15 protein-coding genes are annotated in these 15,827 nt (G+C 34.1%); 3 read left to right on the top strand and 12 right to left on the bottom strand.

The features are described 5' to 3' along the window. Positions 1–15: 15 nt before the first annotated feature. The 4 genes from BUB12_RS04285 to BUB12_RS04300 form a co-directional block, all read right to left on the bottom strand. Positions 16–999, bottom strand: coding sequence for a class I SAM-dependent methyltransferase (locus tag BUB12_RS04285; RefSeq protein WP_072888403.1), 984 nt, complete (start codon positions 997–999; stop codon positions 16–18). Between the two features lie 151 nt (positions 1,000–1,150). Continuing rightward, a complete protein-coding gene (gene tpx / locus BUB12_RS04290) occupies positions 1,151–1,648 on the bottom strand; it encodes a thiol peroxidase (protein ID WP_072888405.1) in 498 nt (165 codons plus the stop codon). A gap of 76 nt (positions 1,649–1,724) precedes the next feature. Beyond that, on the bottom strand, positions 1,725–2,270 hold the full coding sequence (gene ytfJ, locus BUB12_RS04295; RefSeq protein WP_072888406.1) for a GerW family sporulation protein: 546 nt from the start codon (positions 2,268–2,270) through the stop codon (positions 1,725–1,727). Between the two features lie 22 nt (positions 2,271–2,292). After that, the gene (locus BUB12_RS04300) at positions 2,293–2,880 is read right to left on the bottom strand and encodes a DUF2953 domain-containing protein (RefSeq protein ID WP_234982567.1); all 588 of its coding nucleotides are present in this window, start codon (positions 2,878–2,880) and stop codon (positions 2,293–2,295) included. A 173-nt stretch (positions 2,881–3,053) separates the two neighbouring features. On the opposite strand from BUB12_RS04300, the gene BUB12_RS04305 reads away from it, so the two are divergent. Then, positions 3,054–3,851, top strand: coding sequence for an NAD kinase (locus BUB12_RS04305; RefSeq protein ID WP_072888410.1), 798 nt, complete (start codon positions 3,054–3,056; stop codon positions 3,849–3,851). A 107-nt stretch (positions 3,852–3,958) separates the two neighbouring features. On the opposite strand, the gene BUB12_RS04310 is transcribed toward BUB12_RS04305, so the two are convergent. The 5 genes from BUB12_RS04310 to refZ all read right to left on the bottom strand — a co-directional run bounded on the left by BUB12_RS04310 (position 3,959) and on the right by refZ (position 9,299). Beyond that, on the bottom strand, positions 3,959–4,162 hold the full coding sequence (locus BUB12_RS04310; protein WP_072888412.1) for an alpha/beta-type small acid-soluble spore protein: 204 nt from the start codon (positions 4,160–4,162) through the stop codon (positions 3,959–3,961). Positions 4,163–4,256: 94 nt separating this feature from the next. Then, a complete protein-coding gene (gene thiI, locus BUB12_RS04315; protein ID WP_072888414.1) occupies positions 4,257–5,459 on the bottom strand; it encodes a tRNA uracil 4-sulfurtransferase ThiI in 1,203 nt (400 codons plus the stop codon). A gap of 14 nt (positions 5,460–5,473) precedes the next feature. Further along, a complete protein-coding gene (locus BUB12_RS04320) occupies positions 5,474–6,610 on the bottom strand; it encodes a cysteine desulfurase family protein (RefSeq protein ID WP_072888416.1) in 1,137 nt (378 codons plus the stop codon). A gap of 130 nt (positions 6,611–6,740) precedes the next feature. Further along, positions 6,741–8,432: a septation ring formation regulator EzrA gene (ezrA, locus tag BUB12_RS04325; protein WP_072888418.1), complete on the bottom strand. Its 1,692-nt coding sequence runs from the start codon at positions 8,430–8,432 to the stop codon at positions 6,741–6,743. 240 nt (positions 8,433–8,672) lie between these two features. Beyond that, entirely contained in the window at positions 8,673–9,299 is a 627-nt protein-coding gene (gene refZ / locus BUB12_RS04330) for a forespore capture DNA-binding protein RefZ (protein WP_084063214.1), read from the bottom strand. 124 nt (positions 9,300–9,423) lie between these two features. On the opposite strand from refZ, the gene BUB12_RS04335 reads away from it, so the two are divergent. After that, positions 9,424–9,903, top strand: a complete 480-nt coding sequence (locus tag BUB12_RS04335) for a GAF domain-containing protein (RefSeq protein ID WP_072888420.1) — start codon at positions 9,424–9,426, stop codon at positions 9,901–9,903. 44 nt (positions 9,904–9,947) lie between these two features. On the opposite strand, the gene BUB12_RS04340 is transcribed toward BUB12_RS04335, so the two are convergent. Then, a complete protein-coding gene (locus tag BUB12_RS04340) occupies positions 9,948–11,849 on the bottom strand; it encodes a sensor domain-containing diguanylate cyclase (protein ID WP_072888422.1) in 1,902 nt (633 codons plus the stop codon). A gap of 469 nt (positions 11,850–12,318) precedes the next feature. On the opposite strand from BUB12_RS04340, the gene rpsD reads away from it, so the two are divergent. Beyond that, positions 12,319–12,921, top strand: coding sequence for a 30S ribosomal protein S4 (gene rpsD / locus BUB12_RS04345; protein WP_072888424.1), 603 nt, complete (start codon positions 12,319–12,321; stop codon positions 12,919–12,921). Positions 12,922–13,085: 164 nt separating this feature from the next. Here the strand turns inward: rpsD and BUB12_RS04350 are convergent, their stop codons facing one another. Both BUB12_RS04350 and BUB12_RS04355 read right to left on the bottom strand, forming a co-directional pair. Further along, positions 13,086–14,186 carry a M24 family metallopeptidase gene (locus BUB12_RS04350; protein ID WP_072888426.1) on the bottom strand — a complete coding sequence of 367 codons (1,101 nt, stop codon included), beginning with the start codon at positions 14,184–14,186 and terminating at the stop codon, positions 13,086–13,088. A 13-nt stretch (positions 14,187–14,199) separates the two neighbouring features. Beyond that, positions 14,200–15,585: a sodium:solute symporter family protein gene (locus tag BUB12_RS04355; RefSeq protein WP_072888428.1), complete on the bottom strand. Its 1,386-nt coding sequence runs from the start codon at positions 15,583–15,585 to the stop codon at positions 14,200–14,202. Positions 15,586–15,827: the final 242 nt, after the last annotated feature.

Below are 15,827 nucleotides of genomic sequence, written 5' to 3' on the forward strand. Positions count from 1 at the left end.
CAACTCCTAATGATGTTAATTTTTGTATGACGCAAACCAATTATTCATTTGTGCTAGAATATCTTCCATCGCTTTTGTGTTTTTTAAAGATGGAAGCTGTACAAGTAATGGTTGTTTCGGTGCAGAAGTATTTTCTCCTTTCTTCTGCAATATAAGAATACTTTTCGCTTGTTTTTCAGATTTAAAAATGCTATCCGGTAGTTGTAACATTCCTATTATATGTCCATATTCTTGTATGTAAGCATGTAACTTATCCGATTGGTCACTATCGAATAAAAAGTTTGGAACGACAAATATTAAATATCCAGCTTCCTTTGTATAATTCATGCTTTGCTCAATGAATAAATGATGGGCATAAGAATGGCCTTCATCTGCTTTTAATTGAAAATTTTTAGCGCGGATATCATCTGGATAATAACCAACTGGTAAATCTGATACAACTAGATCTACTGGGTCCATTAAAAATGGTCTTAAGCTATCTTGATGAAAGAATTCAATTTTCCGTTGTTGTATATTGGCACTAATTACTGCTAACTGGATTAACGTTGGATCTACTTCGCTCGCAAAAGTTTCCATTGGTTTATCGATATGCCCCATAACCGTTGTTAATAGATTAGCTGTACCACTAGCGGGATCAAACACACGTAATTCCTTAACGTCTTTTGTAAGCTTTTCTGCTAAATAACCAACGAGTAAACCAACAGATTCTGGTGTTAGTAAATGTTGCTGCTGGGTTGTATCCTTCATTCCTTTTAATATCGCAAATTGAATTGCCTTGCGTATCTCATCTGATTTATAGGAACTTATATCAACTTTTCCTAGGGCCGTCTCTAGTTTATGGGATAAAATATCATCCATTGTTTCTTCTGGACTATTATAAAAAAGTGTCTCCAAGCATATAACTAAGCTTTCCAAATATGTTTCATTCTCATGTTGCTCTATAATCATTGTTGTTGAATCCAACCATTCAAAAAGTGTTTCTACCTTTGTTTTCTCCATAACTTCAAATCCTCCGTTCTTTAGAGCGTATCTATTGTACCAAACAAGGACACATCTGTACAAAAAATTGATACAGATTTTTATAATTTAGTATAACAGTTTTGCAATAATAAAATCCCTCCCCTTATATGGAGAGAGATTTTACCCGTTATTATTTAGCCTGTTTCGCTGCTTCTAATGCTTTGTCATAGTCTGGATGCTCGGAAACCTCGCTTACATATTCTACATATGTAACTTTATCATTGGAGTCCACAACAAAGATGGATCGTGCCAAGAGTCGTAGCTCTTTAATGAGTACTCCATATTTTTCACCAAAATTTCCTTCACGGTGATCGGACAGTGTTATGAGGTTACTTACATTATTTGCTTCTAGCCAGCGTTTCTGTGCAAAAGGCAAGTCCATACTTACAGTCAACACCTGTGCGTCTACCTTACTTGCTTCATCATTAAATTTTTTAGTCTGTAATGAACAAACACCTGTGTCAAGTGACGGTACAACACTAATTAGTTTAACTTTTCCTTTATAATCATCTAGGCTTACTTCTTTCAAATCATTATTTAATACAGTAAAATTAGGTGCTTGATCACCGACTTTTATCTCTGACCCAATTAATGTGACTGGTTCTTGATGGAATGTTACGTTTGCCATAATATCCATTCCTCCCAAATTAGATTTCACCTATCATTATGCGTAAGATAAGGAATCATGTCTAGTAAAAGGCCTATTAAATATCATATTCCATTTCGTCATCTTCTTCTTCAGACTCTTCATCTTCAGGTTCTTCTTCTTTACTTCGTTTTTTACGAGATTTTTTGCCTTTTTTATCTTCTTTATCTTCCTTACCTTCTTTAGATTTGTCTTTGCTTTTCTTATCTCCACCACTACTTGATTCTTTCAATAATTGCTGTATTTTTTCAACTGCCTTAGGAGCAAAATCAATCATTTTCTCATAAATATGTGTGTTCTCGTCTAAATGAACCATTTTAATCCCTTTTGGACTAACGATTAAAAAAGCAACAGGTGTGATGGAAACTCCTCCACCACTACCACCACCAAATGGCATACTTCCACCATCTTCACTACCTTGAGAATTACTAGAAACAAATTCACTCCCACCAGCAGCAAAGCCAAATCCTAATTTGGAAACCGGAATAATCACACTACCATCAGGAGATTCAATGGCATCTCCTATTATCGTATTGACCTCCACCATATCTTTTAAATTCTCCATTGCGGTGGTCATTAATCCTTGAATCGGATGTTCTTCCATGTTGATCCTCCTTCTGACAATTTTAAATATATGCTTCTTTTTTCACTGGGAAATTTCGCATAACTTTTAAAAACATATATATAGCTTTTCCTATTCGAATCGATACAATGCAATCAATCTTAGACTGCAAGAGTTTCTGTTGAAAGTTAGGTATCATTTCGATTGAGGGTTGTTTATTTAGGTTAGTTATTTCATGCAAGGCCCCGATTATCGTACCTTTGACCATCCATAAGCTCCCTGTTACAATGCCTGTTGAACTAGCATCGCCAGTTCCAATTGCTGTTTTCCAGTCAAGTTTTTTAATATTAATTTGTTGCATTGCTTCCTTAAATAGCTTCGTTCCTTGTTTCATCCAATGTTTGAATGTTTTCAAATCTGTTTGAAAGGACTGCACTTCTTCCTGAATATCTATCTCCATTAAAGTATCCAACCAATCCTTTTCCCTATTATTTTCATACTTTCTTTCAATAGAAAGAAGCTGAATCCCATACAATCTAATAGCTACACTAATGCAATGGATATGGTTGTTATACGAATAATGCAATATTAAGTTTACTTTTGACATGACAATAATGAATAGTAGAAGGAATAATATAAGACCAATAATCATCCATACCACAAAAACCACTCCATTCATATCATTACAATAGTTTGCTACAATTTACCAAATTTATCCCGTGAAAATAGAAAAAATAGCCTCTAATAATTCCTCTACGTAATTAGGATAATCAGACTGGAAATGATAAAATTACAGATAGCATGATAAGAATGGAGGAAAAATCAGTGTCAAACCGAAAAAATATCTTCTTTTATCAACATTACCGTGATTTAGAAGATAAATTACAACCTTTAATAAAGCTGGCTGAGGATAATAACTTTACACTCGTTGAAAATGCAAAAGAAGCTAATATTATATTTAGTGTTGGTGGGGATGGTGCATTCCTACAAGCCGTACGAAATACAGGATTTCGTCAAGACTGTCTATATGTGGGAATTACTAAGGATAATGAATCAGGTTTATATTGTGACTTTAATTTAGATAATTTTAAAGAAATGTTACATACGATGCAGCATGAAGAATTAGAGGTAAGACGTTTCCCTATGGTTGAAGTGTTAATCAATGGAGATAACTCTTTTTATTGCCTCAATGAAGTAAGCATTCGTTCTTCCATTATTAAGTCTATTGTTATTGATGTTCTTATTGATCAAGAGCATTTTGAGACTTTTCGTGGAGACGGTTTAATTGTTGCAACGCCAACAGGAAGCACAGGTTATAATAAATCAGTTAGTGGGGCAATCGTCGATCCGTTATTACCTAGTATGCAAGTATCAGAACTGGCCTCATTAAATAACAATCGGTACCGTACATTAGGGAGTTCTTTTATTTTAGGAAAAGAGCGCACACTGCAATTAGAAGTAGTACAAGACGGAAATGATTATCCTATAGTTGGGTTAGATAATGAAGCATACTCCATACAAAATATTAAGGATTTAACAATTAGATTAAGTGATAAAGTAATCAAAACCGTTAAATTGAAAAATAATTCGTATTGGAATCGAGTAAAAAGAACGTTTTTGTAATTAGGAAAAGCGCAGAGCACCCGCTTTGCGCTCGAAGCTAGACATCTTTGAAAGAAGAAAGGACTACCCCGAATGGAGTAGTCCTTAGCCATCATATTTTATTTTTATTAACCTTGTGTTCCACCGAACTGTTGTTCAGCCATTTGTACAAGACGTTTTGTAATTTCTCCACCAACAGAACCGTTAGCTCGAGAAGTAGTATCAGCACCAAGTTGTACACCAAATTCTGATGCGATCTCATACTTCATTTGATCTAAAGCTTGTTGTGCACCAGGGACTACCAATTGATTTGAGTTATTGTTGTTTGCCATGGTATATCACCTCCTTGGTACACTTATAATGTGTCGTTTGGAGATGATTCATTCACTTATTTTATTGGTAAGTGTTGGTTACATTATCTAAAAATTACAGTAGGTCAGAAAAAGCATCTTCAACCTGCTTCTCATCAGATACTTGTACTACTTCAATTCCTTGTACTGCTTCTTCAATTAATTCTTCATAATCAAATTTAGACTCAAAATAATTTACACGATCACGCTTTGGTTTTGTCTTCGGTGCCTTTGGTACAAAAATCGTACAGCAATCCTCATATGGTCTGATTGAGATATCGTACGTATCAATTTGCTTTGATATTTCAATAATCTCATCTTTATCCATTGTTATTAAAGGACGAATGATAGGATAGTTGGTAACTTCATTTATCGCATTCATACTATGCATCGTTTGACTGGCAACTTGACCTAAATTCTCTCCAGTTGCTAACGAAAGAATTCCTTCTTTTTGACAGACACGTTCACTAATTCTTAACATCATACGTCGCATTACCGTCATACCGTATCCATCAGGTGTTTCTTGAAAAATACGTTGCTGTAATTTTGTAAAAGGTACAATGTGAATGTTAATTTTCGCCCCATAGCTTGTTAATTTTTCTGCTAAATCTAAAACCTTTTGCTTTGCACGCTCACTCGTAAATGGTGGTGATTCAAAGTGGATTGCTTCAATTTCAACTCCACGTTTCATTGCTAAATAACCAGCTACAGGACTATCAATTCCGCCTGAAAGAAGCAACAATGATTTTCCAGAAGTTCCTACAGGTAAACCTCCTGCTCCACGTATCACACTAGACGTAATATAGGTTGCTTCATTTCGGATTTCAACTTTAATTTCTAGATCAGGATGATGAACATCAACTATATACCCTTCTGTATTACTTAACAAATGACCTCCAAGAACTTGATTTAAGTCTTGTGAGCGAACCGGGAACACTTTATTAATACGTTTCACGGAAACTTTAAATGTTTTTACATTTTCCCCATTCTCAAGAGCAAATAAAGCTGCTTGTTTAATTTCTTCTAATTCATTTGGAATTTTTATCGCTAAACTGATGCTATGAATTCCAAAAATGTTTTTAACCTTATTAATAATGGCATGGGGATCATGGCCATTTAATAAGACAAACATTCTTCCTTGAGTACGTTTGACCGAAACATCAGGAAATTCCTTTAATTTATGACGGATATTTTCTTGTAGTTTTCCAATAAATTTTTTACGGTTCTTTCCTTTTAAAGCAATTTCCCCGTAACGGATTAATATATGATCGTATTGCATCGTTATCTACTCCATTATAAGATTTCTTTTAATTGATCAATGCCTTTTCTTAGCTTATCCAAAAAGACATCAATTTCTTCTATTGTATTATCATACGATAAACTTACTCGTAAAGCGGAAGTTGCGCGCTCTTTTGAAAAGCCACAGGCAGCAATAATTCTACTTTCATCAGCTAATTTCGATGAACACGCTGATTTTGTAGATATATAAATACCTTCCTCCCCTAACATATGAATCATAACTTCAGGTTTAATACCCGGAAGTGAAAAATTCATTATATGTGGTGCGTTATTGCTAGGAGAATTAATTTCTACTAATGGAAAGTCACTTAAGTTATCGCGAAGATATTTGTTTAATGAATGAACATGATTTATTTCATCTAGTTCACGTTTCTTAATAATACGAAGTGCTTTTACCATCGCTACAACGCCAGCTACATTTTCAGTACCAGATCGTATTTTGCGCTCTTGTTCTCCCCCATGGAATAATGGAAATAATTTGGTACCACTTTTAATATATAGAATCCCAGTGCCCTTAAGTCCATGAATTTTATGCCCAGACATTGTACAAAGATCGATTCCACTATTATTTAATTGTAATGGTATTTTTCCTAATCCTTGAACATAATCAACATGGAAGAAAATTTTCGGATGCGCCTTGGCTATTTCTCCAATCTCCTGTATTGGTTGTATTGAGCCTATTTCATTATTGATATGCATCACACTTATAAGAATGGTATCTTTTCGTATTGCATTACGTACATCTTCTACAGAAACAACACCATCTTGATTAACGGGTAAAAATGTAATGTCAAAGCCTAGTTGTTTTAAACTTTCACAAGCTTCATATACAGAAGGGTGTTCAATTTCTGTCGTGATGATGTGCTTCCCTCTATTCTGATGCTCGAGTGCAATACCTTTTATAGCGATATTATTTCCTTCTGTACCACCTGATGTAAAAATTACTTCTTCCTCTTTCACTTTTAGCAATTCGGCTGCTTGTTGTTTCGCTTTCAATAGTAATTTCTCTGTTTGACCTCCTAGTTGATGTATAGAGGAGGGGTTGGCGAAAAACTTATCCGATACCTGCTGAAAACTAGCTAATACATCTGGATGGGGTTTAGTAGTTGCACTATTATCTAAATAGATCATAAAATTACCCCCTATTAGAACATTTATATCAATATGTTTAGTAATTTCACAAAACAGAGGGCTGTCATAAGAAAAGATTTAACCCTTTTCTTAGGCAGCCCTGTTTACGTGTAACTATTATACACTATTATTAATGAATAATCATTCGATTTTCCTCAATATATTCCAACGCATTAGGATCTACTTCTTTTAATGCTTTAACTGCTGTCTCTAAAGCCAATTCATATTCATAGGAACGGAATAAGCTTTCAGATTCAGATAGTTTAGCAGCCAATATTGGATATTTGCTACGGTATCGATTCGCATATTGGATAACTTGTTCTGTTAACTGAGCTTGTTCCAACATATCATCAGTTTGTTCTACTAATTGATTTAAAGTATCTTGTGCTTCAGATAATGCACGTTGAACACCAGCTATATCCAGTGGATGCTTATCTAATGACTCTAATACTTGTTTGTTTTTCTCGGTAGCATCATTCGATAATTTCCAAATATACTCAGGTACACCTGGGATGTTACTTTTCTTTACTTTACGATGAACCTGCTGCAACTGGTCTCTCATATCTGAAAGTTTTTCCTTGGCTTCAATTTCATCTTTTCGTAGGTTGTATACACTCAGTTTGAAATCATCGTGTTTTTCCTTTAAAGCGTCTAGCTGTTCAAAACCGACTTCAAGTTTTTCTCTTAGTTCGGTATGTGTACGATCACTATCCTCTAGCTCATTCAATATTTCTTCAAATTGTTTATGCAATTGAGCAATACTCTGCTCCAATGATAAATATTTTTCCATGTCCTGGTCATCAAAATAATACGTTTTTTTCAATTCTTCTACATCTGTTTTCGTATTATTAAAGGACGCTGCTATTTCATCAAGTGATTCTTGATAGCTAGGAATTTGTGTTTCCATGAAATTTTTAGCGATGGCTTCTTTTTCAAGGAGTTGATACATCTCTTGGATTCTTTCATCTAACTCTTCCTTGAATACTTTAGCTTCTGATGTTTCCCCTTTTTCCAAGTCATTTACAAAGTCTAAAATACGCTGTTGATAATTATGAATTTCTTTTTCAAATCCTAAATGCTCAACACGATATCCATCTTCCTTCATTTCCTTGATGCCATTGTATAAATCGTCAATCTGTGATGGAAGTTCCTGTTTAAAAGCTTTATAAACAGCAGGAAATTCTTGGATTACGGTTTCTATACTAGACAATTCTTCTTTAATCGTATCTACAAGGGTCTTTCCTTCTAAGTAATTACCAGAATTCACTAATTCATGATACTTATGTAGACTTTCGTCAAGTTCATCTAGTTCAACTTCAAAACGAACTTCAGCTTTACCATATTGGAAACGATTTTGCGAAAGTTGTTTTCGTAACTCTTTTATCGTTGGTTGGATATGCTCGATTTCTTTTCGACTAGATTCTTCTGATTCCATTAATTCTTCTAGTTCTAACAAAATCTTTTCAATATCTTTTTCAATGGAGTGCAAAACTTGATCTGATTTACGAAGCGTCTTCTTAGCTGTCGGAAAACGATAACGATCTGCTGCTTCCTCTGCATCAAACAGGTATTCTTCGATGTCTGGAAGTTCCTTTGATAAAATTAATTCCCAACGCTCTTTCCACGATTCAAACTTTTCTTGCGTTTCTCCTGAAAGATTAAGCTTCTTTATTCTTGAAAGTTGGGAGGTTATGTTACGGTTCATAATATCCATTTTCCAACCTTCTTGACGATCCACCTCATCATATACACGTTTACGCAAAATCAAACCTACAATAATAATTACAATAATAGCTAATAAAATTCCTATAAAGTACTCCATGCAATATGCCCCCTAACTCCCTTAAAGAGGTCTCTATATATTCAAAATACAAATTAATAATTTATGTAGTTATTATGATACCATGTAATAGCGCATTTTGGCTAAAAAAAAAGAAAAAAATGACGAATTATACGATTTTTTTCTTTTATCCTTCTATTTTATTAAATAAAGCATATTGAAATCACTAAAACAACCTAAAGTCACCAATTCTAAAATTGACTTTTATTTCAAATCGAACCATCATGTAGTTGTTTTTTCTTTTGCTTGTTCAAAAATAAAATCTATCCATTTATGAATCACTTTTACGTAATTTTTGATAAATTTCTGATGTGAATAATCATTAGAAGTATAACTTTTCCATTCATGTTGAAGAAGGTATGGAGTTATAAGCATTCCTTTTAACTGCATAAATAAGAAGTGGTGATTAAGCTTGAGGCTCTCATGTTGTTCCATCGTTTCTGTGAGAATACTTTTTAATAAATGGTTTTCCTTTGCTAGATAAGTAACCGATACCTCTCTTACGAATACGGAATCAATGGATAGTTCACGATGGATAAAACACGAGATTTGGTAGTTCTTATGTTTATATTGTATAATACTAGTTATTAATTTTTTTAATTTTTCTACTGGTTTTTCAGTTTCATATTCTTGTATTGTTTCTTCAATGGTTTCTAGATAGTCTTCATAATATCGAGTAACGGCATATTCTAACAGTCCTTGTTTTCCTTTGAAATAATAACTGATCAAAGAAAGATTCACAGATGCTTTGGTGGCAATATCACGCACAGAAGTTCCATGAAAACCTTTTTGATAGAACAAAGATAATGCTGCATCGATTACTCTTTGCTTAGATGTATTGGATTTCATTGCTATCAACTCCTTAACATGGATTTAAACCATAACCGTACTCATATTATTAAATACGACACAGACGGCCTAATTCCTGCAATTTTATGTCGACAATTTTTTCATATAGAAGGGAAGTTATACGATGTTTCAAACGACGAGCTATTCTGGTGATAAAGTAAAAGATTATGAACTCTTGCTTAAACAATTAAATTCTTTATTAGAAGGGGAAAACGATACGGTTGCCAATTTATCGAATGCCTCTGCCTTGTTAAATCAATTTTTGGAAGATGTAAACTGGGTTGGTTTTTATATTTGGAAGAATGACGAACTAGTACTTGGGCCATTCCAAGGTTTACCTGCATGTATTCGCATTCCATATGGAAAAGGTGTATGTGGGACAGCAGTAAAGGAACAAATAACGATGCGAATCGAAAATGTCCATCATTTCCCAGGGCATATTGCTTGTGACAGTGCTAGCCAATCTGAAATTGTAGTTCCAATTGTAAAAGAAGATGAAATATTTGGGGTGTTAGACATTGATAGCCCTTCATTAAACAGGTTCGATGAAGTGGATCAAACCTATTTGGAGAAATTTGTGGATGCACTAGTTAAATTTATTTAAAAATATAGAGGTCGCCTCATGTGGGGCAACCTCTTTTTTTAGGATTAAAATTGCTGCATTTCTGCTTTTTCACCATAGGCAATTTTAAATACACAGTTTTTGCCAAAGCTTTTCGCATCATACAGCGCTTTATCTGCTCGAATAAAGAAATCTTTTGCTGTATCATTATCTACACTCTTCCAAGTAGACACACCAGCGGAAACTGTCACTGCAGGTTCAGTAAAACTCTCTATCTGTTTCCGAATAACACCAGCCAAATTTACACCTGCATTTATATCACTATCAGGAAGGTAAACTGCTAGTTCTTCTCCACCCCATCTTGCTCCTACATCAGCATCATTAATGTTCATCAATATAATATTAGCTACTTGTTTAATCACTTCATCCCCAACATAGTGCCCATGTGTATCATTGACTATTTTAAAATCATCGATATCAAATAAAATAAGTGTTCCCATTTCTCCCGAATTCATATGTTTACGAATTTGTTCATCTAAATAATTCCTTGAGAACAACTGTGTTAAATAATCTGTAGAAACAGCTCTTTCTAATTGTTCTTTTAAAATTGTATTTAATACTGCTAAAGTAGAATGTCGAATAAGTGACTGTAATAATTTATAACTATTAAATGAAAAAGCATAAGTCTTCTCATGTAGAATGATAACAACTCCATGGATTATTTCTGCATGTTCCATCGGGATAACCATGACTGATTTATAAGCCACAGGATTCTCCCAAGTAAATTCTCCAGAAAATGTAGACTCTCTCGTTTCGAGTGTCTTTTCAAATAAATCTACTCCTAAATTCCTACCATCACGTGTATTAAAGAAATCTGTCGTTCCAGATAAAAAGTCAATTCCAGCTTCTTTATTTCCACTAGAATATAAAAAAGCAATTTCGGATGGTTGGCATGCATCAATTACTTTATTTTTAACTAAATGCGTAATTTCTGTTAGTTGTAGATTTGAATTTAATTGATGTGAGGTATCATTAATAAGCTTTAAATCTTTCACTAGATGCTTTGATTCTTGATATAGAGTTGTTCTTTCGATAGCCTTTCCAGCTGCTTGTACAAAATTTTCAATGAAGGCAATCTCATCATCTGAAAACTCCATAACTACCGGTGTTATTATTTCTAATACTCCGTATACACCCTGTTCACCTGTTAACGGGGCAAAAAGGCTAGTGTTTTGTTCATTGTACCTATTCTCGATTTGTAACTCACCACTAATAAACGCTTCCGTACTGACACGTTTTGTATCATCATCACTAAACTCTAACAATTTTACCGGTAATCTTGGATCGGCATCATAATCTTGCGAGAGTAATAAATAGTATGAAAAGTCAGGATACACTCGTCTTATCGATTTTATTATTTCTGTGAGAATCTCATTATTATCTCTTGCAGAGGCAAATTTTAAGACAAGTTCATACAAAAAACGATTTTTCTCAATCGTTGTCTCCATTCGATACCTGTCATAAGTACTATATATTACTCTTTCAGTTTCTATTTTAATTACTTTCATTATATTTACGGGAGGGGTTTTCACATTATTATTAAACAAAAAACACAAAAATCCTATAGCTCCCTTTTTTGGCTGCAACGGGATGATAAGGGGATGTATTTCATTATCTTCTATTTGAAGTACATCACATTGATTCACAGGAAATTGTACATGACTATTATTAATTGTCATCGTATAAAAACTTTGTTTATCAATAATACTCCGAAGTAATGACGTCGTATCTACATCACCAGTTGCTGTTTCTAATGTAAAATAATTTGATCCAGTTTGATATCTATATAGGCCTATTGTTTTACATGGAACGACATCTAGTAATAGTTTCACTAAACCAGAATAGAATTTTTCATTACTATTAAATGTATTAACATTTGTCATTAATTCATAATATTTAATTTTTATCATGGTACTTAATTCTTCCATAATATATCACCTATTATTCGTTTATCCCATATCTATGGTAGACTATAACCATCAGGTATGAGTGATATTAAAACATCAAATATTTTAAGTATAAAGAATCTAATTAAAATCAATTTCGCAAAAATAGTAATATATTACCTATTATATAGCAAAAGTCACAGATTTCCTATTAAGTATGGAAACTTTTCAAAATTCTTTTATATTCACTTTCCTTCTGATTTAAACGATATTTATCTATTTCTAAGAAAAACATTGACTTCACATTAAAAAACTTATATACTATTCCTTGTGTAAAATAATTAGGTAGCCTATGTGACTCGTCGCTTGCCCCCATTTTGTTCCTCAAAGTATGAGGTGTATCGTGTAACTCTCTGCTGCTGGAGCGATGGTACATGAAAACAAAATGGACAACGAAAAGATCACGGTTGTTTTTATTTTATGCAAATAAAATAAAAGGAGGAAATGTCCTATGGCACGATATACTGGTCCTATTTGGAAAAAATCACGTCGTCTTGGCATTTCATTAACTGGAACTGGCAAAGAGCTAGATAAACGCCCATACGCTCCTGGGCAACATGGAGCAAACCAACGCAGAAAAATCTCTGAGTATGGTTTACAATTACAAGAGAAACAAAAACTACGCTTTATGTATGGATTAAACGAACGTCAATTCCGTACTCTATTTGATAGAGCTGGTAAAATGAAAGGTGTTCATGGTGAAAACTTCATGATTCTTCTTGATTCTCGCCTTGATAACCTTGTTTATCGTCTTGGTCTTGCTCGTACACGCAGACAAGCTCGTCAGCTTGTAAACCATGGCCACATTACAGTTGATGGATCACGCGTTGATATTCCATCTTACCTAGTAAAACCTGGTCAAACAATTGGTTTACGTGAAAAGTCTAAAAACCTAGACATTATTAAAGAAGCTATTGAAGCGAATAACTTCGTACCTGAATATCTTACATTTGATGAAAACAAATTAGAAGGTACATTCAATCGCTTACCAGAACGTTCTGAGCTTCCTGGTGAAATTTCAGAACAACTTATCGTTGAGTTCTACTCTCGTTAATAGATTAACTTTTAAAACCAGATTCCTTATAGGAGTCTGGTTTTTTACATACTTTAATCACAAAAGATTCCTTTCGGGGCACCGAGCACCACTTTCTATAATAATTAATCCAAAAAAATCCAGATGAAAATCTAATTTCATCTGGATTTTTAATTCCTTTAATATTAATCAATTATTTGCAGTTCTTTTGGAAACTTAGTTAACGTTTCATACCCATCTTTCGTAATTAGGACATCATCTTCAATTCGAACTCCACCAACATCTGGAAGGTATATACCCGGCTCGATTGTATATACCATACCTTCTTTTAATGTTCCATCATTTAGATGACTCATTGAAGGAAATTCATGTACATTGATTCCCATTCCATGACCAATGCGGTGCGGGAAATACTCACCATACCCTGCTTCAGTTATCACATCACGAGCAGCAATATCTAGATCTCCAATTCTGGTACCAGGTTTACTAGCTTCTAGAGAAGCCATTTGTGCTTTCAATACAGTATCGTAAATTTCCCTCTGTTCTTCAGTAATTGATTTAAATGCTACTGTTCTAGTAATATCGGAACAATACCCATCTAAGACCACCCCTAAATCAAACAACACCATGTCTCCTGCTTTTAGTTTACGGTCTCCGGGATTTCCATGTGGATCTCCGGATTTCTCTCCAAACAGAACCATCGTGGAAAATGACATTTCACGAATACCTTTTTTCTTAAGTTCAAACTCTATTTTTGCTAGAACTTCCATTTCAGTAATTCCTTCAGTTAATGCTTCCACACCAACCTGAACGCCATAATCTGCCATTTCAGTAGCTCTTTTAATAACTTCTATTTCACTTTCATTTTTTACGACACGCATTTCATTTAACTTATCTTCCACAGATATCACTTTTGCATCTGGGAATAGGTTTAATAATGCCTCACTACGCCCGTATGATAATATCTCTTTTTCTAGCGTCACTGTATTAACAAAATCCAACTTCCTAGATTCGATAATTGTACGAATAAGCTCCCATGGATTTTCATGATCAGAATACCCAACAATCTCATGCTTCCAACCTTCACGTTTCAATTGATTGACTTCCATCGCCGGTAAAACGAACAATGGCTCAGATTGTTTAAAAACAAATATCCCCATTAAACGTTCATGTGGATCAGTATAGAAATTTGATAGATAATACACATTTTCTTTTGAATTGATAAAGGCAACATCGACATTTTCATCATTCAACCAAGTTGTTAGTGTTTTTAAACGTTCATTCATTCTTTAACACCCCTTATTTTTTCTTTTGTGTTGCAAGAGATACTACAATAAGAACAATAATGGCAATTGGAACCGATATTACGGAACTATTTAAGTCAAATGGAGTATTAAGCACTAGTTCCCATACCAATGTTGTAACAACACCTGCAACCATTGAAGTAATACCGCCTAGCTTTGTAACACGTTTCCAGAAGAATACAGCTAATATTGCTGGAGTTATACCTGCACCATATACGGTATAAGAATACATTTGTACTTCTAAGACAGTTGGGAAGTAGCTAATTAATAGATATGATATCACACCTAAAATAACAATAAACAGCTTAGTCATCACCATTTGCTTTTTGTCGGTGGCATTTTTGTTAATATACTTCCCATATATATCATACGTCATATTCGTTGCTGCAGAAAGTAAATAAGAGTTACCCGTTGTAATAATAAAGGCTGCAGCTGCCGCAAGTAGTATCCCACCTACTCCTAGTGGTAGTGCCAGTGTAGTTGCCATTAATGCCATACCGGGATCAATATCTGGAAAAATAGAACGAGATGCAAAAGCAATGATAGATATTGCTGGTGAAATTAATAGCATAACTAATAGCCAACTTAATGCTGCTCGTTTGGAAGACTTATCCCCTTTTGATGCTGCTAGTCTTTGATACATATTTTGGTCACTTAATAATAGGAATAATGATGGTAATAAGTAACCAATTAGTTGAACTGTAGTTAATCCACCAGTCACTGTCGTATGTGAATCTGGAACATTAGCAATAATTGAGTCCCATCCACCTGCGACTGATATAATGATTGGTACCGTAATTAGTAGGCCCCCCACCATCAAGAAACCACTAATCGCATCGGTTTGTGATACGGACCGAAGTCCACCAATCATTGCAAGAAAGATAATTAATACAGCTGCAATAATCGTACCTAATTGAACACTCATTCCTGTTGTCAGGTTTAAAATAAATCCAAGACCTGTCATTTGATATGAAACAATACCAACATATGCTAGAATCACTATAATACTTGCTAGATTACGAGCAGAAGTACCATATTTAGCTTCTAAAATACCAGAGATTGTATACTTTCCAAAGGCCCTGATTTTTGGAGCTATGATATATAGTACTAGAATACCAACTATTGTGGGTATCATTAACATGAAAGATGGAATAATTCCAAAACTGTAAGAAACGGACGTTTCACCACCTGATATACTTCCACTACCTGTCCAAGTAGCTAGTAGGGTCCCCATTAATACTAGTGGGCCTAAACTTTTTCCTGCAAGAATAAAATCCTTACTATTTGATACTTTCTTTGACATATAAATCCCAATGCCAATCATTAATACAGCATATATCCCAATAAACCATAGTAATTGTGGATTAGCCTGTAATTCCATTTAAAGTCACTCCTGATGTAATTATTTCTACTATTTTTATTCATTCCAAAAATGAGCTATCGTTTGAAATTCTATTAGTATAGTAGATTTCATTTTGTCAACTTTAAAAGCGTAACATAGGGGATATCTCCTCTCAAATAGGTTATTATTGTATTTAGCATCAAATAACAGAAATAAATTGTCTAAGAAATAAATGAATTATCCATTCGTCAAATTTCGACAAAATACACGGTGTACCTTTA

Source organism: Ornithinibacillus halophilus (assembly GCF_900129485.1).
In the GTDB taxonomy this organism is placed as follows: domain Bacteria; phylum Bacillota; class Bacilli; order Bacillales; family Amphibacillaceae; genus Ornithinibacillus; species Ornithinibacillus halophilus.

Bases quoted from the DNA above. Each gene is read 5' to 3' on its own strand.
- BUB12_RS04285 (WP_072888403.1), bottom strand. From the start codon at position 999: ATGGAGAAAACAAAGGTAGAAACACTTTTTGAATGGTTGGATTCAACA.
- tpx (WP_072888405.1), bottom strand. From the start codon at position 1,648: ATGGCAAACGTAACATTCCATCAAGAACCAGTCACATTAATTGGGTCA.
- ytfJ (WP_072888406.1), bottom strand. From the start codon at position 2,270: ATGGAAGAACATCCGATTCAAGGATTAATGACCACCGCAATGGAGAAT.
- BUB12_RS04300 (WP_234982567.1), bottom strand. From the start codon at position 2,880: ATGATTATTGGTCTTATATTATTCCTTCTACTATTCATTATTGTCATG.
- BUB12_RS04310 (WP_072888412.1), bottom strand. From the start codon at position 4,162: ATGGCAAACAACAATAACTCAAATCAATTGGTAGTCCCTGGTGCACAA.
- thiI (WP_072888414.1), bottom strand. From the start codon at position 5,459: ATGCAATACGATCATATATTAATCCGTTACGGGGAAATTGCTTTAAAA.
- BUB12_RS04320 (WP_072888416.1), bottom strand. From the start codon at position 6,610: ATGATCTATTTAGATAATAGTGCAACTACTAAACCCCATCCAGATGTA.
- ezrA (WP_072888418.1), bottom strand. From the start codon at position 8,432: ATGGAGTACTTTATAGGAATTTTATTAGCTATTATTGTAATTATTATT.
- refZ (WP_084063214.1), bottom strand. From the start codon at position 9,299: ATGAAATCCAATACATCTAAGCAAAGAGTAATCGATGCAGCATTATCT.
- BUB12_RS04335 (WP_072888420.1), top strand. From the start codon at position 9,424: ATGTTTCAAACGACGAGCTATTCTGGTGATAAAGTAAAAGATTATGAA.
- BUB12_RS04340 (WP_072888422.1), bottom strand. From the start codon at position 11,849: ATGGAAGAATTAAGTACCATGATAAAAATTAAATATTATGAATTAATG.
- rpsD (WP_072888424.1), top strand. From the start codon at position 12,319: ATGGCACGATATACTGGTCCTATTTGGAAAAAATCACGTCGTCTTGGC.
- BUB12_RS04350 (WP_072888426.1), bottom strand. From the start codon at position 14,186: ATGAATGAACGTTTAAAAACACTAACAACTTGGTTGAATGATGAAAAT.
- BUB12_RS04355 (WP_072888428.1), bottom strand. From the start codon at position 15,585: ATGGAATTACAGGCTAATCCACAATTACTATGGTTTATTGGGATATAT.